This window comes from Sporosarcina contaminans (assembly GCF_042679045.1).
Lineage (GTDB): Bacteria > Bacillota > Bacilli > Bacillales_A > Planococcaceae > Sporosarcina > Sporosarcina contaminans.
The window spans coordinates 1-20,979 of record NZ_JBHTLT010000129.1 but is presented as its reverse complement, the minus strand read 5'-3'; the positions used below and the strand labels follow the sequence as shown (position 1 = coordinate 20,979).

23 protein-coding genes are annotated in these 20,979 nt (G+C 41.2%); 8 read left to right on the top strand and 15 right to left on the bottom strand.

Translation table 11 applies throughout. The features are described 5' to 3' along the window. Window positions 1-3: 3 nt before the first annotated feature. From uvrB to ACFQ38_RS16800, 4 genes are all read right to left on the bottom strand, one after another. Window positions 4-1,986, bottom strand: coding sequence for an excinuclease ABC subunit UvrB (gene uvrB, locus ACFQ38_RS16815; RefSeq protein WP_336823896.1), 1,983 nt, complete (start codon window positions 1,984-1,986; stop codon window positions 4-6). A gap of 371 nt (window positions 1,987-2,357) precedes the next feature. After that, the gene (locus ACFQ38_RS16810; protein ID WP_381482400.1) at window positions 2,358-2,591 is read right to left on the bottom strand and encodes an IDEAL domain-containing protein; all 234 of its coding nucleotides are present in this window, start codon (window positions 2,589-2,591) and stop codon (window positions 2,358-2,360) included. A 97-nt stretch (window positions 2,592-2,688) separates the two neighbouring features. Next, window positions 2,689-3,903, bottom strand: a complete 1,215-nt coding sequence (locus tag ACFQ38_RS16805; RefSeq protein WP_336823894.1) for an ABC transporter permease — start codon at window positions 3,901-3,903, stop codon at window positions 2,689-2,691. Continuing rightward, on the bottom strand, window positions 3,887-4,636 hold the full coding sequence (locus tag ACFQ38_RS16800; protein ID WP_381482398.1) for an ABC transporter ATP-binding protein: 750 nt from the start codon (window positions 4,634-4,636) through the stop codon (window positions 3,887-3,889). The genes ACFQ38_RS16805 and ACFQ38_RS16800 overlap by 17 nt, the downstream gene beginning before the upstream one ends. A 180-nt stretch (window positions 4,637-4,816) precedes the next feature. Between ACFQ38_RS16800 and ACFQ38_RS16795 the strand changes: the two genes are divergently transcribed. The 5 genes from ACFQ38_RS16795 to ACFQ38_RS16775 all read left to right on the top strand — a co-directional run bounded on the left by ACFQ38_RS16795 (window position 4,817) and on the right by ACFQ38_RS16775 (window position 7,651). Continuing rightward, entirely contained in the window at window positions 4,817-5,248 is a 432-nt protein-coding gene (locus ACFQ38_RS16795) for an HIT family protein (protein WP_336823892.1), read from the top strand. Between the two features lie 109 nt (window positions 5,249-5,357). After that, entirely contained in the window at window positions 5,358-5,882 is a 525-nt protein-coding gene (locus tag ACFQ38_RS16790; protein WP_336823891.1) for a tryptophan transporter, read from the top strand. Window positions 5,883-6,300: 418 nt separating this feature from the next. Beyond that, window positions 6,301-6,663, top strand: coding sequence for a YtxH domain-containing protein (locus ACFQ38_RS16785; RefSeq protein ID WP_336823890.1), 363 nt, complete (start codon window positions 6,301-6,303; stop codon window positions 6,661-6,663). 128 nt (window positions 6,664-6,791) lie between these two features. Beyond that, window positions 6,792-7,406, top strand: a complete 615-nt coding sequence (locus ACFQ38_RS16780; RefSeq protein ID WP_336823889.1) for an HTH-type transcriptional regulator Hpr — start codon at window positions 6,792-6,794, stop codon at window positions 7,404-7,406. A 53-nt stretch (window positions 7,407-7,459) separates the two neighbouring features. Beyond that, a complete protein-coding gene (locus ACFQ38_RS16775) occupies window positions 7,460-7,651 on the top strand; it encodes a hypothetical protein (protein WP_381482395.1) in 192 nt (63 codons plus the stop codon). Window positions 7,652-7,774: 123 nt separating this feature from the next. Here ACFQ38_RS16775 and ACFQ38_RS16770 read toward each other — a convergent pair whose 3' ends face one another. Next, the gene (locus tag ACFQ38_RS16770) at window positions 7,775-7,873 is read right to left on the bottom strand and encodes a YjcZ family sporulation protein (RefSeq protein WP_336823887.1); all 99 of its coding nucleotides are present in this window, start codon (window positions 7,871-7,873) and stop codon (window positions 7,775-7,777) included. A gap of 142 nt (window positions 7,874-8,015) precedes the next feature. Here ACFQ38_RS16770 and ACFQ38_RS16765 point away from each other — a divergent pair, with 142 nt between their 5' ends. Then, window positions 8,016-8,915 (top strand): peptidylprolyl isomerase, encoded by a 900-nt coding sequence (locus ACFQ38_RS16765; RefSeq protein WP_381482393.1) that lies wholly within the window; start codon window positions 8,016-8,018, stop codon window positions 8,913-8,915. A 54-nt stretch (window positions 8,916-8,969) separates the two neighbouring features. On the opposite strand, the gene yhaM is transcribed toward ACFQ38_RS16765, so the two are convergent. The 8 genes from yhaM to ACFQ38_RS16725 all read right to left on the bottom strand — a co-directional run bounded on the left by yhaM (window position 8,970) and on the right by ACFQ38_RS16725 (window position 17,136). Beyond that, window positions 8,970-9,896 carry a 3'-5' exoribonuclease YhaM gene (gene yhaM, locus ACFQ38_RS16760; protein ID WP_336823908.1) on the bottom strand — a complete coding sequence of 309 codons (927 nt, stop codon included), beginning with the start codon at window positions 9,894-9,896 and terminating at the stop codon, window positions 8,970-8,972. After that, window positions 9,787-12,792 carry an ATP-binding protein gene (locus ACFQ38_RS16755; RefSeq protein ID WP_381482391.1) on the bottom strand — a complete coding sequence of 1,002 codons (3,006 nt, stop codon included), beginning with the start codon at window positions 12,790-12,792 and terminating at the stop codon, window positions 9,787-9,789. The genes yhaM and ACFQ38_RS16755 overlap by 110 nt, the downstream gene beginning before the upstream one ends. Before the next feature lie 9 nt (window positions 12,793-12,801). Further along, window positions 12,802-14,022 carry a metallophosphoesterase family protein gene (locus tag ACFQ38_RS16750; protein WP_381482389.1) on the bottom strand — a complete coding sequence of 407 codons (1,221 nt, stop codon included), beginning with the start codon at window positions 14,020-14,022 and terminating at the stop codon, window positions 12,802-12,804. 107 nt (window positions 14,023-14,129) lie between these two features. Continuing rightward, window positions 14,130-15,389 (bottom strand): ABC transporter permease, encoded by a 1,260-nt coding sequence (locus tag ACFQ38_RS16745; protein WP_381482387.1) that lies wholly within the window; start codon window positions 15,387-15,389, stop codon window positions 14,130-14,132. Continuing rightward, window positions 15,382-16,281, bottom strand: a complete 900-nt coding sequence (locus tag ACFQ38_RS16740) for an ABC transporter ATP-binding protein (protein WP_381482385.1) — start codon at window positions 16,279-16,281, stop codon at window positions 15,382-15,384. Before ACFQ38_RS16740 ends, ACFQ38_RS16745 begins: the two co-directional genes overlap by 8 nt. 24 nt (window positions 16,282-16,305) lie before the next feature. After that, on the bottom strand, window positions 16,306-16,605 hold the full coding sequence (locus tag ACFQ38_RS16735) for a hypothetical protein (protein WP_336823881.1): 300 nt from the start codon (window positions 16,603-16,605) through the stop codon (window positions 16,306-16,308). 19 nt (window positions 16,606-16,624) lie between these two features. Further along, complete coding sequence (locus ACFQ38_RS16730) at window positions 16,625-16,936, bottom strand: DUF3796 domain-containing protein (RefSeq protein ID WP_381482383.1); 312 nt, start codon at window positions 16,934-16,936, stop codon at window positions 16,625-16,627. 2 nt (window positions 16,937-16,938) lie between these two features. Continuing rightward, the gene (locus ACFQ38_RS16725) at window positions 16,939-17,136 is read right to left on the bottom strand and encodes a helix-turn-helix transcriptional regulator (RefSeq protein WP_336823907.1); all 198 of its coding nucleotides are present in this window, start codon (window positions 17,134-17,136) and stop codon (window positions 16,939-16,941) included. Between the two features lie 369 nt (window positions 17,137-17,505). Here ACFQ38_RS16725 and ACFQ38_RS16720 point away from each other — a divergent pair, with 369 nt between their 5' ends. Then, entirely contained in the window at window positions 17,506-17,691 is a 186-nt protein-coding gene (locus tag ACFQ38_RS16720; RefSeq protein WP_336823879.1) for a YhzD family protein, read from the top strand. An 83-nt stretch (window positions 17,692-17,774) separates the two neighbouring features. Continuing rightward, entirely contained in the window at window positions 17,775-18,209 is a 435-nt protein-coding gene (gene mgsA / locus ACFQ38_RS16715) for a methylglyoxal synthase (RefSeq protein WP_336823878.1), read from the top strand. Window positions 18,210-18,219: 10 nt separating this feature from the next. Here mgsA and ACFQ38_RS16710 read toward each other — a convergent pair whose 3' ends face one another. Next, window positions 18,220-18,999: an enoyl-CoA hydratase gene (locus tag ACFQ38_RS16710; RefSeq protein WP_336823877.1), complete on the bottom strand. Its 780-nt coding sequence runs from the start codon at window positions 18,997-18,999 to the stop codon at window positions 18,220-18,222. 242 nt (window positions 19,000-19,241) lie between these two features. Next, complete coding sequence (locus ACFQ38_RS16705) at window positions 19,242-20,756, bottom strand: coproporphyrinogen III oxidase (RefSeq protein ID WP_381482380.1); 1,515 nt, start codon at window positions 20,754-20,756, stop codon at window positions 19,242-19,244. Window positions 20,757-20,979: the final 223 nt, after the last annotated feature.

Here is a 20,979-nt window from a genome sequence, read left to right as displayed (position 1 = left end):
TTTTCACCCTTCAGCTTTCAAACTTAGTATCGTATCGCGTAATTCGGCCGCCCTTTCGAAATCGAGTGCTTTTGCCGCTTCTTTCATCTCCTGATCGAGCGTTGCGAGCAATTTCGCTTTCTCTTCCTTGGACAAGGATTTTCCTTTTGTCACTTTTTCAATATAGGTGACCGTTTCCTCTGCGACTTGTGTTGCCCGGATCACATCGCGAATTTCCTTTTTGATCGTCGTCGGAGTAATGCCATGCTTTTTATTGTAAGCTTCTTGAATTTCTCGTCGGCGTTTCGTTTCTTCGATCGCCTTCGTCATAGAATCGGTATATCGGTCAGCGTACATGATTACTTTCCCTTCCGAGTTTCGCGCTGCACGTCCGATCGTTTGGATTAAAGAACGTTCGGATCGAAGGAATCCTTCTTTATCTGCATCTAAAATTGCGACGAGTGATACTTCCGGAATATCAAGCCCTTCCCTCAAAAGGTTAATTCCGATCAGCACATCGTAAGTGCCTAACCGAAGTTCCCTAATAATCTCAATCCGTTCAAGGGTTTTCACTTCTGAATGAAGATATTGCACCTTTATACCGATTTCTTTTAAGTAATCGGTCAAGTCCTCCGACATCTTTTTCGTTAATGTTGTAATCAATACCCGTTCATTGCGTTTTATACGCTCATTGATCTCATCAATCAAATCATCAATCTGTCCTTCGATCGGCCGCACTTCAATGATTGGATCAAGCAAGCCCGTTGGACGGATAATTTGTTCAACCATCTCTGTCGTATGTTCAATTTCATAAGGGCCTGGCGTTGCCGAGACATAGATGGCGTTGTGAATATATTTTTCGAACTCCTCAAACATTAGCGGCCTGTTATCAAGGGCGGATGGCAAGCGGAAGCCATGGTCTACAAGAACTTGTTTCCTTGCTTGGTCTCCGTTGTACATTCCTCTCACTTGCGGCAGCGTAACATGGCTTTCATCGATCACCATTAGGAAATCGTCTGGGAAATAATCCAACAATGTATAAGGCGTTGCGCCAGGCGGTCTTAACGTCAAATGCCTCGAATAGTTTTCAATGCCCGAGCAAAATCCCATTTCGCGCATCATTTCAAGATCGTACCGTGTACGTTGCTCAAGACGTTGCGCTTCCAATAATTTGTCCTCGCTTCGAAGCACTTTTAACCGTTCCTCTAACTCTGTTTCAATATTCGCGATTGCCTTTACCATTTTATCTTCGCCAGTTACGAAGTGGGAGTTCGGGAAGATGGCAACATGGTCGCGCTCGCCTAATATTTCTCCTGTCAGCGCATCGACTTCCCGAATGCGATCAATTTCATCACCGAAAAATTCGATCCGGATGCAATGTTCATCTTGTGAAGCAGGGAAAATTTCTATCACATCCCCACGCACTCGGAATGTTCCCCGAACAAAGTTCAAATCGTTTCGGGCATATTGATTGTCAACGAATTTTCGAAGCAACTCGTTGCGCCCGATTTCCATACCCGTTCTTAACGAAACTACATGCTTCCGATATTCTTCCGGCGAACCTAACCCATATATGCAAGATACTGATGCAACGATTAACACATCATTTCTTTCGAACAATGCTGTCGTCGCTGAGTGCCGCAGCTTATCAATCTCATCATTGATCGTCGCGTCTTTCTCGATATACGTATCCGTATGCGGCACATATGCTTCGGGTTGATAGTAATCATAAAAACTGACAAAATATTCGACTGCGTTGTTCGGAAAAAACTCTTTGAACTCACTGTATAATTGTCCCGCCAACGTCTTATTATGTGCCATAACAAGCGTCGGCCGGTTTATTTCTGTTACAACATTCGATATCGTAAACGTTTTCCCTGTACCTGTTGCCCCCAACAATGTTTGATGCTTTTCATTTCGGCGTACTCCTTCAACCAATTTTGATATTGCTGATGGTTGATCCCCCAATGGCTTATACGGCGCACGCAAATCAAATGTTTCGACCATAAATGTCACTCCCCGTTTCAAAATCAATGACACATCGGCGTCATTGTATCCAAAGGCTTCACTTGAATCAGAGTAATGTTCCTTGCTGATTAGCAAGTTTCGCCTGCGGTCATCCCGCCACTTCTTGAAATGGGGGATCTGTGCTGTATGAAGTTATTCTACATTTTATCATAGTCTATCATATTCCTAAAGAAATAAACGAACGTACGTTTTAAAATTTGTCTTTCTCTCACTTACACATTTGCCGAAAAACTTGCCCTTCAACCATTTTGAATACAAAAAGAGCTCCTAACAGCCAATCGGTGGCTTGTTAGCAGCTCTATTCCTATTCTTCAAATTGGAAGTTCCTCTTACATAACAATTTCAGTTGATCAGTTTTCATCTAATAAACGCAGCTCTTCCGTTAAGCGATGAAAAGCTTCTTTATCGTTATGGTCAAGAGATTCGTCAATCAGTTCCAAGAGACGGTTTCTGTTTTGTTCACGATGTATATGGCTAATGAATAGATCCATATAAATTTCATTTAACAGTTTTTCAGCATGCAACGAAGAACTGTTCTTCCCAACGGCTTTTAAGAACTCGGCATATGAATAGTTTTTTTCCATCTCCCTCACCCCTGATGCCTTTTTTCCATTATACATAACGATCAAGGAATGTTGCAAGGGTTTTGAGAATATTCTATTTCATTTCAAATCTTGGATGTCAATCGTATTCGGTTTGCAAATTTGTCCTTCGTATTGTCAATTGCGATATAACAATGACGACGATCGATAAAATAAACGGCGTCAAACTGAATCCATATATGAAAAATGCTGTAATCAGCACCGCGGCTGTCTGTACCCATTGCGCAGAGCTGACTGTTTTCCGAATCGCCTGAAAGCGTGTTTGATCTACTTCTGGAAATAGCATATCCATTCTGAAATCATCATCTGCCTTCAGCGAATGAAGCAGTTGGATCGCCGTTGCAAAAGAGAGCGCTCCTACAAAGATTGTAATCACGATCGGAAACGGAATGAGTATAATGCCTACAATGGATAATAACGTAAGCCGTACCCATAGCCAAAACGTGTCATCTGTACGCAAAAGCGTTCTCCGAAGTAAAAATTGCTGTGGTTTCGTTTTTCCAAAAATAGCAGGACGTAAAACGAAATTCAAATAGCTTCTTCTGCTAACCGAGCCCATTAAATGCGGTACATCCGTAAAATAATTCGCGAATCTGTAAAAACGCATCATGCGATTTTGTTCCAGTGAAATGAAATGACGATATGGGAAAGGCACCTTTGCACTTTTCATTTTAAAAATTACATCATATATAGCCATTACAAGACCGATTACCGGGATGAAAAATACATGTCCTTCAATGACAACGTACAGCAAGGATGCTGCCAATACGAACCGAACGATCCGATCGAATAAAACACCATTTCCTTCATTCGCATATCGAAAATAAAATTCAGTGTGCACATACAGCCATTTCACAAGCAATAGTATGATACCTGTTAACAATAAATACATATTGCTCTCACCGAGGCCAGTCGCTGACAGCAAAGGCATCGCTACGATGAACAAAATTAACGGAAGCGGCAACTGAGAAAAGAATGTGTAACGCAAAGCGCGATTCATATAACGATCTAATTTCGTTTCAAGCGGCAGGAAAAACACGCTATCGGGCGGCTGCAATAATGTGACAGGTGCACTAAATGTAAGCGCCGCTCCGATGACAACTGCTGTTAGGATCGCAGATGGGAAACCGGCAGGTACGTCTTTTAACCATTCGCTATAGGCATATCCAGCAGCTCCGATCGCAAATAGTAAGACAACTGCTAAATGCCCGGTAAAGATGAATTTCATATACTTTTGCAGTTCATTCATATAATGGGCTAGCCGTTTCCCCCATAACTCACGCAAATTTTTCATGATTTTGAACCTCTGTCATCGCAATGTAAATTTCATCTAATGAAGCGCCCGGCTTGCCGAAGGCCGCTCGCAAATCATCCATTGTCCCTTGCGCACGCACTTTCCCTTCATGCAAGAAAATGATCCTGTCACAATGCTTTTCAGCAGTCGATAATACGTGTGTAGACATTAAAATGGAAGCTCCTGCAGCTTTCCGCTCTGAAATTTGATCTAATAGTGAACGAATTCCAATCGGGTCTAAGCCGACAAATGGTTCGTCGATTATGTACAGCGAAGGCTCCACTAAAAATGCACACATAATCATAACCTTCTGGCGCATCCCTTTTGAAAAATGCGCAGGAAACCAATTCAGCCTTTTCTCCATCATAAATTCTTTCAGCAATGATTCCGCCCTCGCCTCGTAAACTTCCCGTTCCAAGCCGTAAGCCATCGCTGTCAATTCCAAATGCTCTTTTAACGTAAGTTCTTCATACAAAATCGGTGTTTCAGGAATATACGTAAACGATTTTCGATATTGCTCTGCATCTTCGTCAAAAGTCACGCCATTCACTTCTATTTTTCCTGCATGGGGGTTCATTAACCCGATAATATGCTTAATCGTTGTACTTTTCCCGGCACCGTTCAAGCCGATTAAGCCAACTAACTCCCCTTCATTGATGTCAAATGTTAAATCATGCAAAACAGGCTTTCGAGTATAGCCGCCAGTTACATCTTTCACTGATAAGATTGCCATATCCATCCTCCACTCCCGGCATTCGTTCCGTTGCATTTTTGCTATGTTATGATAAACATCTTACCAAAAAATAATAGGAAATGCTTTGTCCACCTTTCACGCCTTCATATAAACTATGCTACACTATGATGAGAAATGCCCGAAATTCAACAAGAAATGAACTGGAAAGGATGATTTCAAATGACTTCTTGCATCTTTTGCAAAATCGCGGAAGGTTCATTGCCAAGTGAAAAAATTTATGAGGATGAATCTGTAGTCGCCTTCATGGATGTCATGCCTGTCACAAAAGGCCATGTGTTGATCATTCCGAAAGCACATCGTGAAAACATTTATGAAATGACTGCGGAAGAGGCGGCAAATCTCTTTCAGGTCGTCCCTAAAATCGCAAACATACTAAAGGAAGAATTTGCTCCTGCCGGGATGAATCTATTGCAAAATAATGGTGCGCCTGCAGGACAAGCTGTGTTCCATTTTCATTTGCATTTAATTCCACGCTATGATGAAACGGATGGCTTCCAATTCGAGTGGAATGCAAAAGTAGAAGAATTTACGCAGGAACGATTACATGAAATTGCAAATGGCATTCGGAAAAGATTCAATGAACTACCTTGATTTTTCGGACAATTGGTGGTACAGTATATAAATATTTTCGCTAACGATCACGAGGATACGTTAGGAAAATACAGGTATTGAGAAGAGAATAGAAGAGGAGAGAGTAGAATTGAATACGAAAAATTTGACGTTAATGGCTATTTTAGTCGCGGTCGGTGCAGCTTTATATTTGGTGATCCCTGGTTACGGTGAAGGCATGAAGCCTGACTTCATGCTGACGATGATGTTTATCGGCATTTTCCTGTTTCCTGATGTGAAAAGCGTGTTTCTTTTAGGTGCTACAACCGGCATCATTTCTGGCATCTTTACGAGCTTTCCTGGTGGGTTCATCCCCAATATTATCGATAAATTCATTACGGCATTTATCGTCTATGCGGTGATCGTGGCAATGAAAAAGCTATCTCAACATTTGGTCGTGTCAACAATGATCGCATGTTTAGGAACGCTTTTGTCAGGTACAATTTTCTTATCCGTCGCCATTTATGTAATGGGGGCAAACGTACCTTTCGGATTGCTATTTTTAACAGTTGTACTGCCGGCAATCGCCATGAATGGAGTCGTTTTCTTCATCATGTATCCGATTATTACCGGGCTATTAAAAAGAACTTCATTCAAAACAGCTTTACACCATTAATGAATCTACAAGCTTCCTCTTACAGGGGAAGCTTTCAGACTGTAGACAAAGTATCTTTTTACTTTGTCTACAGTCCTTTTAAGGTTTGTAGTCATGAGATAGGTGTTTGCCCAGCTTGGCTTGAAAACGCTTGTCACGTGGAAGGCAGTCTAAGTGCGCGACATCCTGTCGCAACGACTGCATGACCTGCATCGTGCAGGCCCGCGCGAAGTCGAGCGAAGACCCGAATAGAACTTAAGTTCATGAGGGGACGAGCGAGACGAGCAACGCAGTATGCGAGCGTTTGTCAACAAGCTGCAAGCTTCCTCTTACAGGGGAAGCTTTTTTGTATATCTTCATTCTTGCCCGCTCCCGCACTCCCATGTTTTAATTGAATTAAGAACAGGAATACTATTCATAATGAAAGGAGCGGGACGATTTGAAAACTTCTACATTTGTCCTCGGACTTTTAGCGGGCTCTGTTACAGCAGCAATTACAGTGCTCTATTCCACACCTCAAACAGGCAGTGAACTACGTACATCTGTCAAACATGCTTCGTCCGATATAAAATATAAGCTATCCGATGTAAAAGGAAAATTTGCCGAATTAAAATCCTCGATCGGTCATCTGGCGAAAGAAACGAAGGAACGACTTCCAGAAACAGTAGAAGATTTAAAAGACACATTGCAACATTGGCAACAATCGACAGAAGCGAACAAAAAGCGATTGGAAAAGGAAATTTCATCGATTCAACAGTCTATCGCTGAATTGGAACAATCACTTCTATCACATCAAAAGTAAAAGGTTATCCACTTTTCGGGTACCTTTTTTTATTTTCTATAAAGAATTTTTGCAATTCCAACTTTTTTATTTGTTATTTTCCTGCTATAATGAAAGGAGCGTAAATTATTTTCTTTTGGAGGTATCTTATGACGGAGCAAAAATTCTCACAAAAAGATGCGATGATTTATAGTCAACGTGTTGCACAGATGTCTAAAGCTCTTTGGAAAGCCGTTGAAAAAGATTGGCAACAGTGGATAAAACCTTATGATTTGAATATTAATGAACACCATATTCTTATGATTGCTCACCATCTTAAAGGGGCAACGATTTCAGATGTAGCTAAATTCGGTGTCATGCACGTATCTACCGCATTTAACTTTTCAAAGAAATTAGAGGAACGTGGATACTTAAATTTCTTTAAAAAAGATACCGATCGTCGAAATACATACGTCGCAGTCACAGATAAAGGTGAAATTCTACTCCATGAGATGAACGAAAATTATTATAAGTCAGACCATGGCATATTAGATGGTTCATTGCAAATAAAAAATATTTACGGCAAATTCCCAGAGTTTTTAGAAGTCATGGCGGTCATTCGCAATATTTACGGGGAAGATTTTATGGAAATTTTTGAACGGGGCTTTAAAAGTATTGACGATTCCTTTGCGGATCAAAACGGAGAATTAGTCGCTCTGTACTCCTCACAAATCGAAAAAGAAGAAGAGACGCTGCCTGAATTGCAAGTAGCGGAGGAAAAATAATTTGCACAGCGTTCTATTTCTGCTATCATAAATAGAAGCTATGAAGAGGAGGAATGGATTTGATCCTTATTATTACTGTCCTATTCTCGTTATTTTATTTATTCCAAATAAACAAAATGACATATGCACTTTGTCAAACACGCGAAATTCCGGAAGAAAAGCAACCGAAAATCTACCGTACCGTCAATATTTTAATTACAATCTTAATCCTATCGTTTTATTTAGAAGTTTTATTAAAAGTATAACTCGTTCTTATTCTAAACATCCAATAAAAGGCGGGACGAGGTAAGGGTACGAATCCAGTCCGATATCCAAATGAAAATGAAAAAGTCCACGCCGGGATTTACCCCGGGACGTGGACTTTTTGATTAGTACAAATATGCTGCACCGACGATAATCAACAGGATGAACAATACGACGATCAACGCGAATCCGGAAGAACCTTGCCCTACGCCATATCCACTCATACGAGCACCTCCTCTCTCTTTTTATCGTATGCAACGGGTTTTACACGTCGTAGGCGAATCATTTGATGGAACCTTTTTGTTTTATGAGCGTTTTTATGTTATAGTATCAACTGTTGTACACAAAAGTTAGGAGAGAATATCCATGAAAAAAACGATTCTTGCTATGTCCATGGCCGCATCAGTATTGGCATTATCCGCTTGTACAAATGACAAAGCTTCAGATGATGAAGTGCTTGTAGCTACTAAAGTAGGCGATATTACGAAAGAAGACTTGTATACAGAAATGAAAGATGCACTTGGCGCTCAAGTAATGGAAAACTTAATCCTTATGCGCGCAATTGAAAGTGAATATAAAGTTTCCGATAAAGAATTGAAAGAGGAAATTGATAAAGAAAAAGAAGCTTACGGAGATAGCTTCGATCTTTATTTGCAACAAAATGGTATAACTGAAAAATTCTTTGAGAAAAATATTAAATCGAAAATGCTGCAACAAAAACTGATCGATTCTCTTGAAGTATCCGATGAAGCAATTAAGACTGGCGTCGAAAGAGCTCAAACTGAATTACACGCACGCCACATACTTGTAAAAGATGAAAAAACAGCAGAAGATATTATTAAGAAGCTGAAAGATGGAGAAGACTTCGAAAAATTGGCGAAAGAATTCTCGACTGAACCCGTTGCACAAGAAACTGGCGGTGACCTTGGTTGGTTTGGACAAGGTAAAATGGTACAAGAATTCGAAGACGCTGCATACGCACTTAAAAAAGGCGAAATTAGCGAACCTGTTAAAACAAGCTTCGGATACCATGTTATCGAACTGTTAGACACTCGCAAAGCGGAAACAGAAAAAACGGAAGAAGACATCCGTGCTGAAGTAGAAAACAATTTGAAAGGCATTGAATTCGAAGAGAAATTAACAGATCTGTTGAAGAAAGCGGATATCGATGTTAAAGCGGATGAATTCAAACACGTGATGGACCCTTACCTTCCAGCTGACGACAAAAAAGACACAGATAAAGATGCAGACAAAGAAAGCAAATAAGATCTAAAAAAGTAGAGATTGGCCAATTTGGCTATCTCTACTTTTTTTCTTGCATTATTCAAAGGTCGGTTTGTAAAATGAACGATTGTCGAGCGGAAATATCCGCTCAGTGAATTCACCTTTTGCTGTTTTCGCCATCGCCCGGTTCAGCATATTCATCTTTGCATCGATATTATCAATGTAATGAAGCATTTCAGCCTCTTTCAACATCGGCTTCTTAGGGCTTCCCCATTCTTCTTTTCCATGATGCGATAATACCATATGCTGCAATAGCACAACTTCTTCACCTTGAATCGAAAGTTCATCTGCAGCTTTTGAAATTTCATTGACCATAATCGTAATATGACCGATCAAATTTCCTTCTACCGTGTATTGGGTTGCGACTGGCCCGGATAATTCGATGACCTTTCCGATATCATGCAAAATAATACCTGCATATAAAAGGTCTTTGTTCAATGTCGGATATAAATCAGCAATTGCTTTGCCCAATTTCAACATGGAGACAACATGATCCAACAATCCTGAGACATAGTCATGATGATTTTTAGTCGCTGCCGGATATACCATGAAATCAGCTTGATGCTTTTTCAAAATATGCCGAGTAATCCTTTGGATAGCTGGGTTTTTCATTTCAAAAAAGAATTGGAGAAGCTCTTCGAATAACGCTTCTTTACTTTTTTCAGCCGACGGCAATAGGTCGGAAATGGAAATGTCCTCATCTTCTCTGACAGGGCGGATGCTTTTAATGCGCAGTTGGTTTTTGCCTCTATATTCATGCACTTCGCCACCAACTCTTACAATTGTCGCAGCGCAATACATTTTTTCTTGCTCTTCTCCTGTATCCCATAGCTTCGCTTCAATATCTCCGCTTTTATCTTGCAGGATAAGGGTCATGAACGGACTTCCTTGTTGCGTGATCCCTTTCGTCGATTGTTTGATCAGCAAGTAAAGGTCGACCGGTTCTCCAACTTGGTGCTCCATGATTTTTTTCATCGTACAACATCCCCTCCTCGTTCCCTAATTCAGAAACGTTTAGTATTGCTGCATCCGTCCATGCATACTTCAAACTTTCATGACAAGTAAAGTAGATGAATTGCTGCGCATTCTTTCTCTCTTCCATAATAGTAATCATACTCGAAAGTCGTGTTTCATCAAAGTGGACGAACGGATCATCCATAATGATCGGAAACGGAGCAGATTCCTCCATCGCCATCGAAAGTGACAGCCGCAGCGATAAATAAGCTTGTTCCTTCGTCGCTTGGCTTAATTCATAAATTGAAAATTGCCTACCTGTACAATCAATTGCTTGAAAGAGACCCTTTTCGGAGATGCTGAGCGTATCGTATGCTCCTCCAGTTAACCGTTTGAAAAATTGCTCTGCGGTTTTCATTACTTCCGGAAGCTTCTTCTCTTTCAATTCATCCATCGTCCGCTTAATTCCTTCGGAAACGACCTGAACTGTCGCCCATCGCTTCGACAGTTCGGCAAATCCAGCCTTCTTCATCTCAAAGAGTTGACGTTTTTTCTGCATTGTATCATCCGACAATAATTGATCCGTTTCGTATGCCAACGATGCTTTTTCCTGTTGGAGATGGTGAAGTTGTTCTTCCATCGTTGCTATCGCGTTATTAGTATCTTCGATTTTTTGTTCCAACTCGAACTCCGTAAAATGTTCAAACGCCTTATTTGCGCCTTGGCATGTTTTGTTTTCTGTCATATCGGCCAATTGGCGAGTGAGCGATGAATACTCTTGATAATCCTCATGCGCTTTGTAAAAACCGGTTTCTCCATCTGCATTCGCTTCATCGAATAATTGACGAATTTGCTGTTGTAATGAAGCGGCAATCTGCTCTATTTCCATCAACTTCCTGCCAATTGCATCGAAACGTATCACTGCTTCCGAATAAGCGGCTTCATCCGCAACAAGCGCTGTGTATTCCTGTCGAAGAACGTTAAACAATAGGTTTTCCGGCACTTCATTTGGCAACAATGAAGAAATTTCTTTCTTCCACATCGTTGTTTTTTCGGATAGTACTGCAATTCGTCTATCAATTTCTTCTACGTCTCTTTTGATTTCCTGAACTTCCCTTAGCATTCTAAAAAGCTCCTGCACTACGCCGCTATTCGGCAATTGTTGAATGCCGTACTGTTCAAAGAAACGATTGACAGACTGTCCAAGCCGCTTTCGCTCATCTGTTAAAGCAATCAATTCCGCATCCAACACTTGCATTGCTTGATTGATCTTTCTCAATTGCAGCTCCAAGTTTGCTTTCCGCTCCTTGTAAACCCGAATCTTTTCGAACAGATCATCAAGCTGCTCTACTTGTCCATCATATGTAGCGATCAACCGTTTCATTTCTGCAGATTTCTTTGAGTCGGATCCATTTTTGCTTTGCAGTTGATGAACATATAGTGCTGCAGCTGCCATTAAAACGCCTATCACTATAAACATGATCTTTTGCAAGATTGCTCCCGTAATTGCAGCTGCGACTGCAACGGCACCTATTGCCAAGACAGGCAATACATTTCTTCGTTTTTGCTCTACAAGCTGTATATACGCTTTTGCTTCCAAGTACTTGTTTCGGTCTGCATGCCACTGTTCTACCTTTTCTTCTTCAGCTGGCGATGGTGAAAGTCGTTCATTTTCTTGCCATTCCCGTTCATAGCTTTTCCATTCTGCTTCGGATTGCTCTAACTGCCGTTTGACATAGCCGATTTGACGCTCTGTTTCATTCACCTCTGATAGCTGCTCATGCAGCAGCTCCTCCTGCTTAATCGACAGGTCGCCTTCCGACAATCGGCTGTCGCCCTCACGAATCCCTATCCGATCCAATAAACGGTGTTTTCGGTTTAGCAATTGCCGCTTTTCTTCGATCAACGATTCCCGCAGAGCAACGTTATTATGCCATTCACTTTCTCGGGATAACAATGACGCCATCTGATCGATCATTTTACGGTCTGGCTTGTCTAAGAGTCGTTTCTCCAATTGTTGCCGTTCTGAAAGATAGGTCGCTTTTTTTGCCTCAGCTTCCTCCTTTCTTCCAATCAACATTTCATAGCGGCGAATGCCGTCCCTCGGGAATTTTGTCGTCTTCAATTGAGCAAGTCGGTTTTCAATTGAACGCATCCGTTTTAGTTGAGGCATAGCTTGTAAGTGCATTGCAGTTTCTCTACTATCCGCTTGCAGGGAAGCATATGCTTTTTGCAATTGTTCAATCTCTTCGTCCACTTCAATTAAGCGCTTCATTTTCGGTGCATACGAATCCACTTTTGCTCGCTCTTCTTTTAATTCCTTTTCCAATTGCCGGAGCTCCTGCAAACGGACATTCATAACCGGATTGCGTCCCGTTTTTTTGAACAGCTCGCCCATTTCTTTTTCCATTTGCTTTTCCAATTGGAGCAAAGCATCGACACCAGTCGTCCCAGACGCCAATAAAAGCCTATTCAACTCATCTTCGGTCATCTTCTCCAAACCTTGCAGCTGGAACAGTGAAAAGGAAAAAATCGCCTCAAATGAAGTTCGATCATATTGCCTCAATATAGCTTGTAACGCCTCATTTCCTCCTGTCGTGCCATCTTCAAAGCGTACAGTAACATTCCCTGCAGATTTCCCGGCCACTCTTTCAATAATGCAGCTGCCATATGTATCATCTTCTATATGCAACTGACCTCCGAATGCATGACCGTTTTTCGGTTCATACCGTTGCAGTACACTATTTTTCTGCGGGAAACCGAAAAGTATTTGCAGGATGAACTGCTGTAACGTCGTCTTGCCGGCCTCATTCATGCCGTATACGATATTGACGCCCCGTTCCAAATCGAGCGAAACATTACGATGCTTGCCAAACCCATATATGACAAGTTTTTTAATAAACATCTATTCACCTCATTTCAGTTTCGACATTTCAACGTACAGAAGCTTTTCTGCATCTTTTCGTATTTCCATCAAATCTTCTGAATGCAGTCTATCTAAAAAACGCCCTGCTTGGGCATGCCCATAAAGATCCTCTAAGATTCCTTTCCATTGCTCAGTTGTCCAACTGTCAATTTGCTGAAGAACCGACTCCACTAAAGGTTCATAGGCAGCATGCAATTTACTTGTTTGAACGATGTGGATTTTCTGAACGAACGCAAACGGTTCTCTCTCTGCTGCCATTTCCCTCAATGCATGCAGCCATTCATCCATTCCCGATTGGCTAAACAGCTCCATCGTCATTTCTTCAACATCTGTCAAAATAATTTCAACGATTGCTGAACCATTTTCATATGTAAACGAATCAATTGCTTCCATACATGCGGAAAACCATTCATTAGCGTGCTGAATCCCTTTGCAGCTCACTTCCACACGTTCAAATACAACCGATGATGTGGACACAAAATTCAATTTTGTTTCATGCCCGTCCAATTCGACCTCGTAAAACCCTTTGCTTCCCCTTTCGTTTCGATGCCTTCCTTGCAAGTTTCCCGAATAAACGACCATTGGTTCTTCGTGAAGAATTTGTCGCTTATGAATATGGCCTAATGCCCAATAATCGTAGCGTTTAGATACTAAATCAGCGATTGTAAAAGGAGCATAGACAGCATGTGTTTCATCGCCTGCCGCACTGCCATGCAAAAGGCCAATATGAAGGACGTCCCGATCCTCTGCTACAGGATAGGAGTCAATCATTCTTTCCTTAATATGTCTCTCTGCATAACTAAAGCCATGCAGCACAACTCGTCTACCCCTAATGTCTATGCAGACATCTTCAACTTGTCCTCCGAACTCAAAAACATTGGCTGGCAATGCAAACCGTGTCCATTTGCCGTTCAAATGATCATGATTGCCATAGGTAACGAAAACAGGAATTGCGGCATCATTCAATTTTTCCATTCCTGACTGGAATCGCATTTGCGCCTTCAAGCTTCTTTCTTCCCCGTCGTATACATCGCCAACAATTAAAACAAAATCCGGCTTAGTTTCAACTGCATAATTGATCAGTTGATCAAAAGCCGCAAATGTGCTTTCCCGTAGCTGTTCCAGCATTTCTTGCGGTAGCTCCGTCATTCCTTTGAATGGACTATCCAAGTGCAAGTCGGCTGCATGAATAAAACGGATGGACGCCATGCCAATCCCTCCCAAACGAATATTTGTTCTAATTCTATCATAAATCCAATTAGAGCGCATGAAAAAACCGGCAGAGATCCGTATTTACGGACTTTTGCCGGTGCTTATCATTCTTTCCCTAATTGAATCGCTTTCTTAATATCTTTCAATGAACGTGACGGACCGTACATTAAAACGCCGCCTTTATAAACACGTGCGCCGAACCAGCCTAACACGAAAATCGTCAATAGCATGATGCCAATTGAGAGCAATGGCTCCCATACAGGCAAATCAAGCATGCCAACCCGCAGGAACATAACTAAAGGCGCGAAAAATGGGATGTACGATGTGAATTTCAAATAACCTAATTCTGGATTCCCTAGCCCAGTCGCCGCTATAATGAATGCAGCAATAATGAGCAATGACATCGGCATAATCATTTGCTGAACATCTTCAGTACGGCTAACTAACGATCCTAAAAGCGCCGCCAATGTTGCATATAGGAAATAGCCTAATAGGAAGAAGATCACTGCGTATACTAGTGTCACTTTATTTAAATCCGAAAAATTGAAGAAGCTTTGAATGCCTTCCGTTGCATCGCTCTTAGAAGTTTGAAATGCAATCCAACCGGCAATTCCATAAACAATGATCTGAACAATGCCCAATGTGCCGATTCCTAACACTTTAGCAAACATATGCTTCACCGGAGAAACACTGGAAATAAGAATTTCCATAACACGCGAAGATTTTTCAGTCGCTACTTCCATGGCAATCATACTTGAATAGATAATGACAGCAAAATAGATGACAAACATGAGCACATATACAAGAATTCTTGCCTGCATTAATTCATCCTCAGACTTCGCTGACGGCGACACGTTTTTCTGTTCAAATTGAATCGGTGCAAAAAGCGTCTGAACTTCCGAACCTGTCAATGAAAGTTCTTCTGCTTTCATTTCCGTTTGAATCGTTTGCAAAGCATCCTGCAATCTTGTCGGTAAGCTGAAATCTACGAGACTCATCGTTACATAGTTTGCATGGATAATATTATTCTCATCAATTGACAAAGTCATGAAAGAATCAATTTCTTCTTTTGATAGCTGTTTACTCAATGCTTCTTCTGTTTCGTCAGTGGATTCAATACGTGTGCCGATATCGCTGTCATCCAATTGACCTTTAAGCCGATCTACAAGATGCCCGCTTTCATCCATTATTTTTATAACAGGCTCCTCAGAACCCGATGATGCTTGTTGCACACCATCGATAATTTTTTGTGCATTCGCCAGCAAGAAAATGGCTGCAACCATAATTAAAGTCGTAATGATAAAAGACTTCGTTTTCGTCTTTGTAATGAACGCCTGCTTAAAAATGATCCAAAACTCACGCATGTTCTTTCCCCACCTTTGCGATAAAGATATCTTGCAATGAAGGCTCTTCAATTTCAAAGTGGCGGATCGGCCCGATCTTCAATGCGTTTTCAAGCAATTGGTTGGCAACTGCTTCATCCTCAATTTGATAAAGGCCGCCTTCAACCGATTTCGTGAAGGATAACACGCCATTCATTGTTTCCAAACCTGATAGATCAGAGTCGGATTTAATACGCACATTTTGCCTGCCGAATGATCTTTTAACATCTTTTAAATTACCATTTACAATTTGCTTCCCTTTATGGACGATGCTAAGCTGTTCGCATAATTCCTCCACATGATCCATCCGATGGCTTGAAAATACGATTGTCGCTCCATTTTTCCTGAAATCAAGAATTGCACTTTTCAACATTTCAACATTCACCGGGTCTAATCCGGAAAAAGGTTCGTCAAGAATGAGCAATTTCGGATCATGCATTAAAGCCGCAATCACTTGTATTTTCTGCTGATTCCCTTTCGACAGCTCTTCAACCTTTTTATGTTCATATTGAGGAACTTCAAAACGATCGAGCCAATGGGCCATCGCTTTTTTAGCATCCGCTTTCTTCATCCCTCTTAACTCTCCTAAAAATAATAGCTGGTCTCCAACTTTCATTTTCGGATAAAGTCCACGCTCCTCCGGCAAATACCCGATTTGCGGGCTCGTTTCATACGAAATGGTCTTCCCATTCCAAGTGATCTGTCCTTCATTTGCATTCAATAAACCTAAAACCATCCGGAACGTTGTCGTTTTCCCCGCACCGTTCGCTCCTAAAAAGCCATGCATCATCCCTTCTGCAACGGACAATGACAAATCATCTACCGCCGTGAAGTCTCCAAATCGTTTCGTGACATGTTCTAATAATAATGTCATGCGCCTTCCCCTTTCTAACTCATCCTACATAATTTTATTAAGCCATATCGCTGATACAATATAACTGAGCAACAACACACTATATGCACTGATCGCAAAAATAAACGGCAACGTTCCAAGATCAAACACGATTGCGGCGACCCACAAAAGCATCAATACGATGAGTGTAATCGACCATGAAATTGTTCTTGCTTTCGAATGCACTTCTTCATAACGCTCATCAAACCGCTTCTCTTTCTTTCCCTTTCTTATATACAAGAACAGCAATAACAAAACGACTCCCGCCCCTGTGAAAAAACCCGCAATGCTTTCCAATGAAGGCATCGCCTCCACTCCTTTCAATTCAATGATGTTTGCTTGCAACAGCCGCGCCGATTATCCAGGAAATCATATGGGTAACCCATAAAAAAGTTAAAAGGAAAAACGCTAGCTTAGGCCCTTCTACAATCATCGTAATAAGCCATGCGATAATAATAGCGACTGCCGTTACATGCCACGATATCGACTTTGCATGTCTATGAAGATTCTTATACCGCTCGTCATACACTCTTTCTTTCATGTTCTTTTTTCTTACAAAATAAAACACAATGCCACAGATCAGTAAACCGGTAGGCAATCCAGCCAAGAACGCCCAAATGTCAAACCCCTCATACATTTTCATTCCTCCTCCGGTATGAATAGTTCTTCTATTCGACAACCAAACAGTTTGGCGATTTTAAATGCAAGAATGAGAGATGGATTATATCTCCCTTTTTCAAGAGAAATGATCGTTTGCCTTGAGACTTGAAGCATTTCCGATAAATCATCTTGCGTCCATCCCCTCTCCGTTCTCTTTTCTCTAATTAAATTGTTCAGTCGAAAACACCCCTCCCGATGTAAAGGTCACTTTACGTGAAGCTTACTTTACTATTTCCGCATTGTCAAGCTTCCTTTACATATTCTCTATAATAATTTCTTCTATCATTCGAATTCATAAAAAAAATCTTCTACTTTCACGCATTAATTGACAGGAAAACGCTAAACTCACTGTTCTTAGCGCATAAACAACTTCAACACCGCTTCAATCCAATCAAAACCGTATCAATCATTTTGAACACGTATTATTGTCACTCTTACACGCATAACGCTTTCTTAAATCGTATGAAGTTTTCCTTCACAAAAAGTGAATGACTATTCATTCTTTGCCATTTCATAGTATAATGATGAAAAAGGAGCTGAATGTTGATGAGAACTTATAAATTGACTGCGTATGAAAAAACGGGAAAGATGATTACAGAGGAAACTTTTACTGCAGCGTCGGATGAAGAAGCAAAAGAAAAAGGGGCTGCTATTTTAGAAGAACAAAACTTGAGCGAACAGACACATCGGCTAGCATCGCCTGCAGGAAAATTATTATTGTTCCACGTTTGAGTTTTTCTTTCAATGTGGTACCCTATTTGGGAGGAAGCTATCCTTCCTTATAAGTCTTACATTTCCATTAGGGGGTGCGTCAAATGAATATCGCACTAATTGCACATGATCGCAAAAAAGATGAAATGGTAAATTTCACAATCGCTTATGAACATATTTTTTCAAAGTACAAGCTATATGCAACCGGAACGACGGGAATGAGGATTATGGAAGAAACCAACTTATCCGTTGAGCGGATGATGTCCGGTCCTTTAGGTGGAGATCAACAAATCGGTGCAATGGTTGCCACTGGCCATCTGGATTTAATCCTCTTCTTCCGAGACCCGCTAACGGCACAGCCCCATGAGCCTGACGTCAGCGCCTTATTGCGCCTTTGTGACGTATACGGTGTACCACTTGCCACAAATATCGAAACTGCAGAATTATTATTATCCGCTGTTGAAAAAGGATATTTCTCATGGCGGGAAACAGCTAAAAAATATCGTCAAAAAGGACTCAATTCCAATTATGCGGAATGAGTCCTTCTCTTTATTTCCCAGCGAATTCAGGCTTTCTCTTTTGGACAAACGCTTGAATACCTTCCAAATGGTCTTCTGTTTGACGCATTTCTACTTGATACTTGCTTTCCATTGATAAAACTTGTTCCAATTCCTTCAAGTTTTGTTCATGCAAAATCTTTTTTGATGCGATCATCGCGCGAATTGGAGCAGCAAGGAATTGACTTGCCAATGCTTCTGCAGTCGCCGCAGCTTGCCCTTCCGGAACGACTTCATCAACGAGTCCTCGTTTTTTGGCCGTATTTCCATCCATCACTTCTCCGGACCAAATTAGCTGCTTCGCCTTAGGAATTCCAATCCGCTCTTTCAAAAAGAAATGTCCAGCTCCATCCGGTACGAGGCCGATGCCAATGAAGTTCATCGCCAATTTACTATTTTCTTCGGCAATCAACACATCGCAGCCTAATGATAAACTGAAACCTAATCCAGCAGCAGCTCCGTGAATGGATGCAATCGTAATTTGAGGCAATTCATATAACCCTTTGGCAAGCCTAGAGACATCAACCATTACAGTACTGATATCCATCGGTTTTTCCGGGTCTACCATTTTCTTAATATCTCCGCCAGCCGAAAATGCGCGCCCCTCCCCTTGGATAATTAAAACTTGAACCTCTTCATTTTCCTTTAATGATTCAAATGCTTCTGCAAGCTCCCTCATCATCACATCATCCATCGCATTCATCGCTTCCGGCCTGTTCAACGTTAATCTCGCCAATCTGCCGTCAGTCGTCAATTCAATCGTAGAAAACATATCGCACACCCCTTTTTAAAAATGAATGATCATTCACTTTATACTATTCGCTACGGTTTCTCAAAAACCCTTTAATTTTCTACGTAATTATTTGCTTGTATGTCAACGATCCCTCGATGGATGCTTAGGTTAAGAAGAAGATGACCACTTCCATTCGCCAATTCATATTACCATCTATAGAGGGGGCAAGCACATCGTATGAAAAAACCCTTGCGACAGTATCGTCACAAGGGTAATTCCCATTACTTTTGCTGAACGAGTTGGTTTGGAAAAATTCGCTCTAAATGTTCAATCTTTTTATCGATATACTCTTCAAATGTAAGTATATACGCTGCAGGATCTTTCGGATTATGGAATTGGGTAATTTTGCCGCTCTCCGGCTCCATAAATTTACTGGAAGCACCACAGCCGATCCCAATAATAGTTTGCACTTCTTCCATAATGATAATGTTGTACAAGCTTTCCTCATTCGGCTTTGCGTAACCGATATTCTCCAAATTTCCTAAAATGTTTTTTTGCCGGTACAAATAATACGGTGCATAGCCATTCGCAGCTGTCCAACGTTCGCCCATCTTCATCATTTGTTCCACTGTTTCCCGATCCGCCACTTTATACTTATCTTTATTTCTCGTCATTTCAGATGCACGCTTAAAGGATAGCGTATGAACAGTGAGCGACTCAGGTTGCATTTTTTCCGTCTCTAATAAAGAATGCTCAAATTCTGCCAAACCTTCATTTGGCAATCCAATAATTAAATCCATATTAATATTTTTCATGCCCATATTGCGGGACAGCCAAAATTTATCGATTGTCTCTTGAACAGAATGGTGTCGGCCGATCGCCTTCAACGTTTCATCCGTATAAGATTGCGGATTAACACTAATCCGATCGATGCCCCATTTTTTCAACACTTCGATTTTCTCCGGTGTAATCGTATCCGGACGGCCTGCCTCCACAGTGATTTCTCGAACGGTTTCCATATTTGGAAATGAATCAACCATCGTTTGATAGAGGGCATCCATCTCATCCGCCTCTATGCTCGTCGGCGTGCCTCCGCCAAAATAGATCGTCGTAATTTTCATTTCGCGCTCTTTCAGCCATTTGCCGATTTCGCGGATTTCTTCATGCAATCCGTCTAAAAACGATTCGACCCGACCATTTTTCCTATGAATCGCGTAAGCAGGAAACGTGCAATACGCACATTTCGTCGGGCAAAACGGAATGCCGATATAAATGCTTACTTCATTACGCAACTGATGTAAGTCAGGAATCGCTTTTAACTGCACTTCTTCTATTTGAGATAGCAAATTACATTTCTCTTCCGACACACGATGCTTTTCCATAAGCAAAGATTTTACTTCTTCCACTCCAAAGCCAAGTTGGCGATATTGGTGGTAAAGCTTCATCGGGCGAATGCCGGTCAAGATTCCCCATGATTGTGTCATACCTGTATATTGCTCTAACACGTCCAAAAACACATGTGAATAAAGCCTTTTCGTTTGACGCACTTTCTCCTTTTCATTCGCCAATTCTTCCCGCTCAGAAAAGGTTGCTTCGTACTGTTGCCCACCCACTTCCATGTTAGCGGTACAAACAATTTCTCCTTCAGCCGTCTTCGACAGTTCCATTTGAACGGCAAGCGCCTCTGGATCTGCCTCTGTTACGATCTTTGATTGCTCAAAAAACAAATTGGACAAGTGCGTGAACATCCGAATATAAACTTGATCAAATTGCTCATCAATCATTATTTTTTGCATCAGTTTCCAACCAACTTTCTTCAATGTACAAAAATCTATCATAAAAAGGATTAAACGATTGCTACAAATATGCGCTTTATATTGTATCAAATATACGGGGCTTTTATCGACTTACATGAAAAGGGGCTGTCCAATAAGTCCCTAAAATAGAACAGGTGGCGAAAAACGAATCGTTTTTCGCCACCTGTTCTTGTATTTTTCTCATTCAATACTGAAAGTAGCT